Annotated in this window: 7 protein-coding genes, 1 tRNA gene, 2 rRNA genes and 1 pseudogene (1 of these 11 running past the window's edge); 5 read left to right on the top strand and 6 right to left on the bottom strand. The window is 63.5% G+C overall.

What is annotated here, in order from left to right; genetic code table 11:
- The first annotated feature begins 311 nt into the window (after positions 1–311).
- The 4 genes and pseudogenes from JN22_RS06720 (at position 312) to JN22_RS06705 (ending at position 4,974) form a co-directional block, all read left to right on the top strand.
- Complete coding sequence (locus JN22_RS06720; protein ID WP_143268164.1) at positions 312–1,475, top strand: 2-hydroxyacyl-CoA dehydratase subunit D; 1,164 nt, start codon at positions 312–314, stop codon at positions 1,473–1,475.
- 27 nt (positions 1,476–1,502) lie between these two features.
- Positions 1,503–2,858, top strand: coding sequence for a 2-hydroxyacyl-CoA dehydratase subunit D (locus JN22_RS06715; protein WP_085553152.1), 1,356 nt, complete (start codon positions 1,503–1,505; stop codon positions 2,856–2,858).
- A 122-nt stretch (positions 2,859–2,980) separates the two neighbouring features.
- A protein-coding gene (locus JN22_RS06710) for an IS5 family transposase (RefSeq protein WP_211099584.1) occupies positions 2,981–3,809 on the top strand; the annotation gives its coding sequence in 2 pieces (ribosomal slippage) (positions 2,981–3,349 and positions 3,351–3,809; 828 coding nt in all).
- 88 nt (positions 3,810–3,897) lie between these two features.
- A pseudogene (locus JN22_RS06705) lies at positions 3,898–4,974 on the top strand (IS5 family transposase).
- Between the two features lie 263 nt (positions 4,975–5,237).
- On the opposite strand, the gene JN22_RS06700 reads toward JN22_RS06705, so the two are convergent.
- The 3 genes from JN22_RS06700 to JN22_RS06690 all read right to left on the bottom strand — a co-directional run bounded on the left by JN22_RS06700 (position 5,238) and on the right by JN22_RS06690 (position 8,182).
- Entirely contained in the window at positions 5,238–6,509 is a 1,272-nt protein-coding gene (locus JN22_RS06700) for an IS701 family transposase (protein ID WP_085553465.1), read from the bottom strand.
- A gap of 62 nt (positions 6,510–6,571) precedes the next feature.
- On the bottom strand, positions 6,572–7,768 hold the full coding sequence (locus JN22_RS06695) for an IS256 family transposase (protein ID WP_085552005.1): 1,197 nt from the start codon (positions 7,766–7,768) through the stop codon (positions 6,572–6,574).
- Positions 7,769–7,927: 159 nt separating this feature from the next.
- A complete protein-coding gene (locus JN22_RS06690; protein WP_449658090.1) occupies positions 7,928–8,182 on the bottom strand; it encodes an ArdC-like ssDNA-binding domain-containing protein in 255 nt (84 codons plus the stop codon).
- A 205-nt stretch (positions 8,183–8,387) separates the two neighbouring features.
- Here JN22_RS06690 and JN22_RS06685 point away from each other — a divergent pair, with 205 nt between their 5' ends.
- A complete protein-coding gene (locus tag JN22_RS06685) occupies positions 8,388–9,029 on the top strand; it encodes a GIY-YIG nuclease family protein (RefSeq protein ID WP_317852918.1) in 642 nt (213 codons plus the stop codon).
- Positions 9,030–9,277: 248 nt separating this feature from the next.
- On the opposite strand, the gene JN22_RS06680 is transcribed toward JN22_RS06685, so the two are convergent.
- From JN22_RS06680 to JN22_RS06670, 3 genes are all read right to left on the bottom strand, one after another.
- Positions 9,278–9,354, bottom strand: a tRNA-Met gene (locus tag JN22_RS06680).
- A gap of 91 nt (positions 9,355–9,445) precedes the next feature.
- A 5S ribosomal RNA gene (gene rrf, locus JN22_RS06675) occupies positions 9,446–9,561 on the bottom strand.
- Between the two features lie 151 nt (positions 9,562–9,712).
- A 23S ribosomal RNA gene (locus JN22_RS06670) occupies positions 9,713–12,174 on the bottom strand (it continues 281 nt past the right edge of the window).

Genomic DNA, 12,174 nt, shown 5'->3' with positions numbered 1-12,174 from the left:
GCGCTGTGAATTCGTGGAGGGCGCCGCAGGCACACAGCGCCCTGGGGGTCGAGTTGACAATGGTGGCCCGCCGGCGTCACACACCGGCGGCCGCCACTCTGGCGTGCCGCCCGCCGGGATCGCGACCATCAGCCCCACCTGCGTCTCGTCCAAGCACAATCCGGCAATCGCGCGTCCCGCCCCGATGGCGGCGTGGCATCGGCGAATTTGATGTTGCATCGTATAGTACGCTAGTTTACTAATTAGCGGGCAGCAGGGTTGGGGGGTGCCCCCAAAGGCGGCGTGCGGCGGATGCAGCGGAGGATCGGGAATTGCGTAGGGTTGAAGAGATCATATCCACCCTGTCCCAGGCCGCTGACGATCCGCAGGCTTATGCCGCGGCATGGAAGGAAAAGGGGCGCAAGATCGTCGGCATCCTGCCGATGAACTTCCCCAGCGAACTGGTTCACGCGGCCGGGGCTCTGCCGGTCCTGATCCAGGAAAGCCGGGCGCCGATCACCTATGGCCGCGGGCTCCTCTTCGAGTTTTATTGCGGCTACACCCGAAGCCTCGTGGATCAGGCGGCGACGAAGCAGCTCGACGTGTACGACGCGTTCCTGCTCGTCGACCATTGCGTCGCTCTTCTCGGGGCGGCCGACGCCATGCGGTTCGAACTGCCTGGAAAGCCGATCATCCTCGCCCAGTTCATCGCCTCGATGGACGAGGACTGGAACAGGCCCGACATACGGGCTCAGGTGGATCTGCTGAAGTCGCAGCTTGCCGACCTCTGCGGCACGCCGGTGACAGAGTCCGCGCTGTCGAAAAGCATTGCGCTTCACAACGAGAACCGTGGTCTTCTTCGCCATTTCTACGACCTGCGGCGCAGCGGAAAGGTCAGGCTGTTGCTGTCGCAGATGCAGGTCCTGGTAAAGTCGAGCATGGTCATGGACATCGAAGAGCATACGACGCTTCTTCGTGAATTGTCGTCGGCCCTTCGCCAGCCATCCGGTTTGGGTGCCGATCCCGTGCGGCTGCATCTGTCGGGCCACTTCTGCCATGCGCCTGCCCCTGAGCTTCTTGAGATGATCGAAAGCTGCGGGGCGGTCATCGTCGATGACGATATCTTCACGGGCTACCGCTACATCGCGACCGACGTGGCAGCGTCGGGCGACCCCACCGAAGCGGTGGTGGATTGGTACTACCGACGGAACGCCGCGGTGCCTTGTCCGACCCGTGCGCAGAAAACGATCGATTGGGAGAGCTACCTCGTCGAAGCCGTCCGGAAGGGAAGGGCCGACGCCGTGATTGTGCTCGTCGCAAAATTCTGCGAGCCGCACATGCTCTACTATCCCGAGCTCCGGCAGGAGCTTGACCGTGCAGGAGTTCCCCACCTCCTCATCGAAACCGAACACGAGGGACTTCCTCTGGAGGTCCTCAGGACACGGGTCGAGGCCCTCGTCGAGCGCGTGCGCCGCGCCGCGCCCGCCCTGTCCTGAACGCTTGGCAGATCCAGGGAGAAGCTCATGTCGATGTCCTCCGAGCCGTCGCAAACCCGTTCCGCCACACCGCCCCAGATCAACCGGCTGACCAGCACGCGCCTGGGCGGGAAGCTGGTCAAGGATTATTGGGACCGCCTGTTCACGGCCAAAGAGCGGGGCGCGCAGGTCGTTTGGTACAATGGTGCGGCCGTCAGCCCGCTTTTCCAGGCGGCCGGCATCGAGTGGTGCCATGGCGAGGCCTTCGGCGCTCGCCTCGCCGCGATGCATCTCGAGGGGCCGGCGCAACGGACCGGGGAGGATTACGGTTACATCAATGAGCTTTGTTCCTACGCGCGCACGACACTCGGGTGCGCCGTCCTGACGAAGCGCGCGACCGTCGACGACCGTGGGATCTCTCTCCCCGAAGCCGATCAGGAGGCGCTGGCAAGCCGCCTGCCTCCCCCTGACTTCTTCGTGAACGCCTACGCCGGCTGTAGCACCGGCCAGCAATGGGACGAGATCTCATACCGCCTGTTCGACAAGAAGCTGCCGTTCTTCAAAATCTCGTACCCTCTCCTGTGGGGCAACAAGCCGGACGCCGGCTATCTGCGGGGCGAGGAATGGGAGAGCGCATCGCGCCAAGTTGCACGGCAGGTCTATAAACTGATCGAGTTCCTTGAGCATCAGACGGGTCGGCCTTTTGACTGGGAAGCGCTTCGCGAGTCGATGCACTACATCAAGCGGGCGTCCCAGTTGCGGCTGGAGGCGATGGCGCTGTGCCGCTCGAAGCCCGCACCGGCCACGTTCTGGGATTGGATTGCGAGCATCGCGCCCATCAATTTTCTGCCGGGCAACCAGGATCTGGTCGACTATTTCGCCGGTGTGAAGGCCGAGATCGAGCAGCGGCTGAGTGAGGGCGTCGTAGCGCTTCCGAACGAACGCTATCGGCTGGCGTTCGACGGCATCATGAACTGGAACAAGGTCGGGTGGCTGGCCAACAAGTTCGCTGAGAACAACGCGGCGGTTCTGACCGGGCGCTACACCCACAACTCGTTCTGGAACGAGCCGCAGCTCATCGATGAGGACGATCCCATCCTCGGCATGGCGCAGCACTACCTGCTGTGCCCGTTCAATCACAGCGCCAAGGTGCTCGGCGAACTGCTCCTGCGCGAGTGCGAGAACTACGGCATCGAAGGGGTCGTGTTCCACGCCACCCGGACCTGCCGGTCTGCTTCCAACGGGCAGCTTATCATAGCGCAGATGGCCCAGCGGGCCGGCTTGCAGACGATGTTCTTCGAAGGCGATGTCGCGGACGCGTCGTTCTACAAGGACGCGATACTGGAAAGCCGACTCGAGGCGATGCTGGAGGCGATCGACACGCGCAGGATGTCAGCAACTTGAAGTCTGAAGTAAGTAGATGCTTCGATTGCTCAGCGGACGACGCTGGCTAAGCACCTATTTCGGTAGGGATCGAGGTGGGCCTGCTCTGTTGGACTTCCGTGCTTTTCGGTGCGGAGGTTTTCATGGGCAAGTTGGTTCAAGATGACGGCTGGCGATTGCCGGGTGAGTTGTGGGAGCGCATGGAGCCGCTGCTCCCGGAGCGTCCGCCGCACCCGCTGGGCTGTCATAATCCACGGATCCCGGATCGCGCGGCGATGGATGCCATCGTCTTTGTCCTGCGGACCGGCAGCCAGCGGCAGGCCCTGCGGGCGACCGGGATCTGTTCACCGTCTTCCGCTTACCGTCGCTTCCGCGAATGGATCGATGCCGGGGTGTTCGAGGAGTTCTGGCGCCAAGGGCTTCTGGCCTACGATGCCTTGCTCGGCATCGACTGGACCTGGATGGCCGTGGACGGGGCGATGACCAAGGCGCCCCTGGGTGGAGAAAAAAGTCGGCCCCAACCCGACCGACCGCGGCAAGCTGGGAACCAAGCGTTCACTGCTGACCGACGGCCGCGGTCTCCCCCTCGGCCTCGCGGTCGCTGGCGCCAACGTGATCGACTTCAAGCTGCTGGAACAAACGCTTGAGGCCACCGCCGTACCGCGCCCCGCACCGACGCCAGCGCAGCCGCAGCATCTTTGCCTGGACAAGGGCTACGATTACGATGGCCCGCGTCAGATCGCCTACGACCACGGCCTCACCGCCCATATCCGGCGCCGGGGCGAGGATCGATCCGCCACCCCCGCCCAGCCGGGAAAACCACGAAGGTGGGGAGTGGAGCGCGCGCACTCCTGGCTCAACCGCTACCGCCGCATCCTGGTCCGCTGGGAAAAGCTCGCCCTCACCTACAAGGCCATGCTCCACATCGTCTGCGCCGTCACCGTCTGGCAGTTCGTCTCCCTACTGGAATAGGCTCTAGCAGGACGCGGAACAAGGGCTGTTCGGCAGCGGGGTGTCGTGATTCTCTCTCCTGGCACCGGATGCGGGCGGAGAGAGAAGGATGCGGGGCTGGGACGAACGCAGCGAGGGTCTGTTCAGCTACGTGAGCTGTGAGGCGCGGGTTCCGCCCGGTCACCCGTTGCGGCGGATCCGGGCCATCGTGGACGAGGCGCTGGAGGTGATGTCGCCAGCGTTCGAGGGGCTGTACTCCAAGATCGGGCGGCCGTCGATCCCGCCGGAGAAGCTGCTGCGGGCTCTGCTGCTCCAGGCCTTCTACTCGGTGCGCTCGGAACGCCAACTGATGGAACAGCTCGATTACAACCTGTTGTTCCGCTGGTTCGTGGGCCTGTCGATGGACGCCCCGGTGTGGGACGTGACGGTCTTCACCAAGAACCGGGAGCGTCTGCTGGCCGGCGATGTCGCGGCCCAGTTCCTGGCCACCGTGCTGGGCTAGCCGAAGGTCAAGGCGCTGCTGTCGGACGAGCACTTCTCGGTGGACGGCACGCTGATCGAAGCCTGGGCCAGCGTGAAGAGCTTTCGGCCCAAGGACGGCAGCGGCGAGCCGCCAAGTCCGGGACGCAACGGCGACCGCGACTTCCACGGCGAGAAGCGCTCCAACGAACCCCATGCCTCGACCAGCGATCCCGAGGCACGGCTCTACCGCAAGGGCAACGGGCAGCCGGCGAAGCTGGCCTTCATGGGCCATGCGCTGATGGAGAACCGAAACGCTCTGGTGGTCGATGTCCGGCTGACGGCGGCCACCGGCTTGGCCAAACGCGAGGCGGCGGTTTCCATGGTCGAGGCCATCCCCGGCCGCCACCGCATCACGGTGGGAGCCGACAAGGCCTACGACACCAAGGATTTTGTGGCGAACATGCGCGAGTTGGGCGCCGCCCCGCACGTCGCCCAGAACACCAGCAATCGTCGCTCTGCCATCGACCGTCGGACCACCCGCCACCCCGGCTACGCCGTATCGGTGCGGATTCGTAAGCGGATCGAGGAGGTGTTTGGCTGGATCAAAGGGGCCGGGCTGCGCAAGACCCGCCATCGCGGCATCAGGCGTGTCGGCTGGATGTTCACGTTGACCGCCGCCGCTTACAACCTGATCCGCCTGCCCAAGTTGCTGGCGGCGGCATAACCACGCCCGGACTCTGCCTGAACGGCAGCTCCGGGAGCCTCGGGGCGGGGAAAAATGATCCATCCCGACCAAAGCGGGAGTCGGAAACCTCATTTCAGAGCCTCAGCGGAGGAAGGGCCGCTGCACAGGCCTGTTTTTCCGCAGCCTTTCTACTGTGTCATAAAATTCGCAATTGATGGCAGCATGGACATCGCTGAAGAGTTCTGGCGAGCATTCTGGCGATTGCGATGCGCAGGGTGGCGATGGACGTCGGGACGTGGCGCTCAGGGCGCAGCGGCGGCCCCGCGGGGTCGGAAGCTTTCGGGAAGGTCAGGCGCTTGGAGGCGCCCGGAGCGAGGTGGTTCTGAGGGGGGAATCGCCGCCCGTTCCCTGATCAGGAATCCATAGGCGGCGATGCACAGCGTCGCGTGATGGTGGAATCCGCGCCAACCCCGGCCCTCATAATGGCCGAGGCCGAGTTCCTGTTTGAGTTCGAGGTAATCGCGTTCGATGCGCCACCGCAACTTGGCGGTCTCCACCAAGGCGTCGAGCGACATTGTCTCCGGCAGCGTGGACAACCAGAGCTTGGTCGGCTTCTCTTCACCCTCCGGCCATTCGATCAGCAGCCACTCCTCCAGGCGACGCTCCGCCCGCTCCTCGTCGCGGTGCGCGGCGTGAACGCGAACGGCGGCGAAACGGGAGGCCAGCGGCGCGTTCGTGCCTTCGCGCCAGGTGACGGAGCGCCAAGCCTCCGGCGCCAACCCTTCGGCCAGAGCCTTTACCGAGATCGGTTCATGTCCAGGGGCGTGGCGCAGGAGCTTCGGCGGCCGCCCCTTGCCGCTCCACGGCTTGGGCGGCAGCGGTTCCACACCGGGCGGCCAGACGGTCAGCGAGGACTGGACTCCGGCGATGTAAGTCAGCCCCAGCGCGGTCACGCCTTCGCGCAGAGCGGTGTCGTTGCCGTAGCCTGCGTCCATCAGGACCACGCCCGGCGGCAGCCCCGCCGTCATGGCCATGCGGATCTGGTCCAGCGCGATGGCGGGCTTGGTCTGGAAGAGGACCCCGTCCGAGACGCCGGTCCGCGCCCGGCGCTCCGCGTCGCCAGCCCATGTCTCCGGCAGGTACAACCGGAAGGCGACGGGAAGGCTGGCGTGGTCGGTTGCCAGCGACAGTAACACGGCGACTTGGCAATTGTCCTGCTTGCCGATCTGGCCGCAGTACTGGCGCGTCACGCCAACGGAATGGCGCCCCTTCTTCGGCATGCCAGTGTCGTCGATGATCCAGGCGCGGATTGGGCCACGTTTCAACAGCGCCGGCAAAACCAGATCGCGCACCCCGGCCAGCACAGCGGCATCGTCCCAGGCCGCCTTGGCAACAAAATGGTGCAAGGACTGATGGGCGGCACCGACACGTCCCGGCTCCACCCGCGCGGCCATCGGCTCGACACTCTTGCGGTCGCCTGGAAGGATCAATCCGGTGCAATAGGCACGAAACGGCGCCGCGCGATCAGCGTGGCCCAAAGCCGGCGCCAAGCGCTCGACATACGCCGCGAAGATCGTGCCCCGGGGTGTGGTGTCTGAGGAGGCTTCGTGTTCCTCGGCGCGCTGAGGCTGCCGGTTTACTCCGCTGAGATGACAAGCGGGTCGCCCGCAGGGTTGCACAGCACGGCCAAGCTTTCCATGGTCATGTAGCGTCGGCATACAGCCCACTCGTCATGTTGCTCCAGCAGCAGGGCGCCGACCAGTCGGGTGACGGCGGCTTCGCATGGGAAGATGCCGACGACATTGGTGCGCCGCTTGATCTCGCCGTTCAGGCGTTCCAAGGGGTTGGTGGAGTGCAGCTTGGTGCGCAGGTCCTTGGGATAGGCCATGTAGGCCAGCACGTCGAACTCGGCCTCGTCCATCAAGGCGGCCAGTTTGGAGAAGCGCGGCCGCAGGCTGTCGGCGACGTGTCGCCACTGCTCGTGGGCGGCCTGGGCGGTCTCCTGGGCAAAGGCGGTGCGGATGGTGGCGGCGACCATCGTCTGGTGCGCCTTGCCGACGCAGGCCAGGAGGTTCCTCATGCAATGAACACGACACCGTTGGAGTGTCGCGCCCAGCACCTTGGAAGCGGCGGCCTTCAGCCCGAGATGAGCATCGGCGATCACCAGTTTCACTCCGCGCAGCCCCCGGCGCGTCAAGGAGCGCAGGAACTCGCTCCAGAAGATTTCGGCTTCCGACAGCCCGAGACCGAGCCCCAGCACCTCGCGCCGGCCATCGGTGGTGACGCCGATGGCGAGTATGGCGGCAACCGAGACGATGCGGCCGTCCTGGCGCACTTTGACATAGGTGGCGTCCAGCCACACAAAGGGCCAGTCACCCTCCAGCGGCCGGTTCAAAAACGCCTGGACGCGCTCGTCGATGTCCTGGCACAGGCGGCTGACCTGGCTCTTCGAGATGCCGGTCATGCCCATCGCCTTGACCAAGTCATCGACGTTGCGCGTCGAGATGCCCTGCACGTAGGCCTCCTGGATCACCGCGACCAGCGCCTTCTCCGCCGTGCGCCGTGGCTCCAGGAAGGCCGGGAAGTAGGAGCCGCGCCGAAGCTTGGGGATCCGAAGGTCGATGGCCCCGGCGCGGGTTTCCCAGCTCCGCTCGCGATACCCGTTGCGCTTGGTCTGCCGCTCGTCCGTGCGCTCGCCGTAACCGGCGCCGCACAAGGTTTCGACCTCCAGTTCCATCAGCCGCTGGGCGGCGAAACCGACCATCTCGCGCAGGAAGTCAGCGTCGGCGCTCTTCCCAATCAGGTCCTGAAGAGCGATCCTGTCCTCGGTCATCGTGGTCTCCGTCACAGTTGATGGTCGTCAAGCAACCTCAACTTACCGAAGACACACGGTGACCGCCTGCTTCCGAACGGCTGGCCCGCCTGCGCCAGCTAGGGGGGAGCGCTCCGGCGGGCCAGCCTCACGTTCGGACACCACTCACCGGGACGCGACCTAGGTCAGCCATGTCTGACCGGAGAAACCGCCGGCGAAGACGGCCCCCCAAAGGATCAGCACGTTGATGCCGCTGTAGCTGCGGCCGGAGGCGGCGCTGCGGGGAAGGCCGAGGGCGGCGGTGTCGGTTCCACCCCAGGGCTGCACCCAGGGCAGCCGGCCGGCTTCCAGTTCATCGATGATCCGGGCGGTGATCTCGCTGTACAGGCTGGCGCGCTCACCGGCGGAGCGGACGGTGCGTGAGGCGTCGGGCATGGCGTGGTCTCCACGACGGACCCGCCGGAGGACTCTCCCCCAGCCTGTCAGCCCGTCGCGGTCTCCTCCGCAGCCCTCTCCCTTTCTCCGACACCTGCACCGCCCCAGGTCAGGAGAGGCGGACACAGGGGGGCGCCGGGAGGCATCGCAACTTTAGGACTTTTCCGCAGCGGCCACTGAGAGCGGATCCCTCAGCACCTCACGAATGATGATCCAAGAACAACCTCGGCTTTGGGACACGTCGCCTGACTCTGGATTCGCAGGAAAAAGGCATTCCGGACAGGCTGTTCCCCGACCACGAGAAGAACTGGCCGCATTCCGGTTGACGTCTCCCACCCGCCACGGTGAAGTGCCGCTGATGATGACCGTGCACAGTCCTCACTTCCACCACACGGGGGAAGCGGCCCCTGCCGTCGCCGGGGCCTACGTTCTGCTCGTCCGGCTGACGGAAGCGGTGGAGGTCGCCCTGCCCGGCCGGGCCAAGACCGTTCTGCCGCCGGGACAGTACCTGTACTGCGGCAGCGCCCGCGGTCCAGGTGGAATACGCGCCCGCATCAGCCGCCACATGCGCCGGGACAAGAACGTCCGCTGGCACATTGATCGGCTGACCACGGCAGGAACCGTGCTCGGCTGCTGGGTCTTTCCCGATGGCGACGAATGTGCACTGGTCACTCGCCTCGCCGCCCTGCCGGCTCCAGTCCCAGGGTTCGGCAGCAGCGACTGCACCGTTTGCCGAAGCCATCTTCTGACTTGGCCCGATGGGACTGCGCTGCCCTTTGGTGCACCGGATGCTTCCCCGGCCAATGCTGGACCGGACATCACCCGGTGTCCTCCCTCACGGGCATGACTGCGTGCTGGAGCACGGGTTGATGAGAAGCGGCGAGCGGCTATTCCCCCGCTCCCTCGAAAGATTTTCCCGTTTCAGCCCATGCGCTCAGAGAGATACTGCCCACCATTTTACGCATGTCAGGCCGCCGAACCTATCCGGGAGTTTCCGTCCTGGCGCTTCCACGACGCTGCCACGAAGCCGTTTCGGAGGCGAAATCGTGGACAAACGGAAGCCCGCTAACCACTTGAGTTAGCGGGCTTTTTTTATGGTTGCGGGGGCAGGATTTGAACCTGCGGCCTTCAGGTTATGAGCCTGACGAGCTACCGGGCTGCTCCACCCCGCGGTTGCCGGTGTGCGTGAAGATGGCGCGCGTTTTCGGAAGCGTTTGGTTTGGAGAGTTTTGTGATGTCTGGTTTTGACCCTGTGCCTTGGAGACCTGGCGGCGACCTACTCTCCCACGCCTTAAGACGCAGTACCATCGGCGCAGAGGCTTTTCACGGCCGAGTTCGGGATGGGATCGGGTGTTTGTCACCTCGCCATGACCACCAGGTCACCGAGGCACAGGAACCGGACGTCTCGTCCAACCGGAGCGTTTCGCGTTCGCGCTGTCGTGCAAGTGACGTGTTTTGAGGATCGAAACGGCGTTTGCCGTCTGGGCTTGAAGCGGGCTTGCCGCTGCGCGCGGCGCGCTTTGTCGGTGAGGGATCAAGCCAATCGAGCGATTAGTAAGGCTTAGCTTCGGGCGTTGCCGCCCTTCCACACGCCTCCTATCGACGTGATGGTCTGTCACGGCTCTCAAGGGAGGTCTGGTTTAGAGGTGGGTTTCCCGCTTAGATGCTTTCAGCGGTTATCCCGTCCGCACTTAGCTACCCGGCCATGCCACTGGCGTGACAACCGGTGCACCAGAGGTGCGTCCATCCCGGTCCTCTCGTACTAGGGACAGATCCTCGCAAAACTCCTACACCCACGGCAGATAGGGACCGAACTGTCTCACGACGTTCTAAACCCAGCTCACGTACCACTTTAATCGGCGAACAGCCGAACCCTTGGGACCTGCTCCAGCCCCAGGATGTGATGAGCCGACATCGAGGTGCCAAACGACGCCGTCGATATGGACTCTTGGGCGTCATCAGCCTGTTATCCCCGGCGTACCTTTTATCCGTTGAGCGATGGCCCGTCCACATGGAACCACCGGATCACTATGGCCGACTTTCGTCTCTGCTCGACTTGTCAGTCTTGCAGTCAGGCGGGCTTATGCCATTGCACTCGACGAGCGATTTCCGACCGCTCTGAGCCCACCATCGCGCGCCTCCGTTACACTTTGGGAGGCGACCGCCCCAGTCAAACTACCCGCCATGCAGGGTCCCGGACCCGGATAACGGGCCGCGGTTAGATGCCAGAGACCTCAAGGGTGGTATTTCAAGGTTGGCTCCACACGAGCTGGCGCCCATGCTTCCAAGCCTCCCACCTATCCTACACATGAGATCCCTAGCACCACTGCAAAGCTGTAGTAAAGGTGCACGGGGTCTTTCCGTCTGACCGCGGGAACTCCGCATCTTCACGGAGAGTTCAATTTCGCTGAGTTGGTGTTGGAGACAGCGGGGAAGTCGTTACGCCATTCGTGCAGGTCGGAACTTACCCGACAAGGAATTTCGCTACCTTAGGACCGTTATAGTTACGGCCGCCGTTTACCGGGGCTTCAATTCGGAGCTTGCACCCCTCCTCTTAACCTTCCGGCACCGGGCAGGCGTCAGACCCTATACGTCGCCTTGTGTGGCTTCGCAGAGCCCTGTGTTTTTAGTAAACAGTCGCCACCCCCTGGTCTGTGCCCCCCGCCCATGCTTGCGCACGAACGGGGCCCTCTTCTTCCGAAGTTACGAGGGCAATTTGCCGAGTTCCTTCAACACCATTCTCTCAAGCGCCTGGGTATGCTCTACCTGTCCACCTGTGTCGGTTTGGGGTACGGTCTGATGCGGGGGCTATTTCCTGGAACGGGTCCCCAGCGCGGCCAATCCGATAAGGCCGCACACGCTTTCCCATCCGTCACACACCCGCTGGCCCACGACTATTAACGTGGTTCCCATCGACTACGCCTTTCGGCCTCGCCTTAGGGGCCGGCTCACCCTGCGTGGATTAACCTTGCGCAGGAACCCTTGGACTTTCGGCGAGAGTGTTTCTCACACTCTTTGTCGCTACTCATGTCAGCATTCTCACTTCCGATACCTCCAGGCGGCCTCACGGACACCCTTCGCAGGCTTACGGAACGCTCCGCTACCACGTGATCTGAGATCACATCCGCAGCTTCGGTACACGGCTTGAGCCCCGATACATTTTCGGCGCAGGCCGGCTTAACTAGACCAGTGAGCTATTACGCTTTCTTTAAAGGATGGCTGCTTCTAAGCCAACCTCCTGGTTGTCATGGCCTTCCCACATCCTTTCCCACTTAGCCGTGATTTGGGGACCTTAGCTGGCGGTCTGGGCTGTTTCCCTCTCGACGATGGACCTTAGCACCCACCGTCTGTCTGCCGGACTGTGCTTCCGGGTATTCGGAGTTTGGTTAGGTTTGGTAAGGCTCGCGCCCCCCTAGCCCATCCAGTGCTCTACCCCCCGGAGCAATATCCGACGCGCTACCTAAATAGCTTTCGCGGAGAACCAGCTATTTCCTGATTTGATTGGCCTTTCACCCCTAGCCACAGGTCATCTCCGACTTTTTCAACAGGCGTGAGTTCGGTCCTCCAGTGCGTGTTACCGCACCTTCAACCTGCCCATGGCTAGATCATCAGGTTTCGGGTCTAAAGCATGCAACTCGGTCGCCCTATTCAGACTCGCTTTCGCTGCGCCTCCACCTACCGGCTTAAGCTCGCTGCATACTCTAAGTCGCTGACCCATTATACAAAAGGTACGCCGTCACCCCGCAAGGAGGCTCCGACTGCTTGTAGGCATCCGGTTTCAGGAACTGTTTCACTCCCCTTGTCGGGGTGCTTTTCACCTTTCCCTCACGGTACTGGTGCACTATCGGTCACTGAGGAGTACTTAGGCTTGGAGGGTGGTCCCCCCACGTTCAGACAGGGTTTCACGTGCCCCGCCCTACTCGAGGATTGCTTCCGGTTTACCCATACGGGGCTATCACCCACTGTGGCCCGACTTTCCAGACGGTTCCGGT

This window comes from Azospirillum agricola (genome assembly GCF_020005195.1).
GTDB classification, from domain to species: Bacteria; Pseudomonadota; Alphaproteobacteria; order Azospirillales; family Azospirillaceae; genus Azospirillum; species Azospirillum agricola.
The sequence above is the reverse complement of the archived record's forward strand: the minus strand, read 5'-3'. Positions and strand labels throughout refer to the sequence as shown.

Coding starts and splice junctions, on each gene's coding strand:
- JN22_RS06690 (WP_449658090.1), bottom strand. CDS start 8,182: ATGCCCGACGCCTCACGCACCGTCCGCTCCGCCGGTGAGCGCGCCAGC.
- JN22_RS06695 (WP_085552005.1), bottom strand. CDS start 7,768: ATGACCGAGGACAGGATCGCTCTTCAGGACCTGATTGGGAAGAGCGCC.
- JN22_RS06715 (WP_085553152.1), top strand. CDS start 1,503: ATGTCGATGTCCTCCGAGCCGTCGCAAACCCGTTCCGCCACACCGCCC.
- JN22_RS06685 (WP_317852918.1), top strand. CDS start 8,388: ATGATGATCCAAGAACAACCTCGGCTTTGGGACACGTCGCCTGACTCT.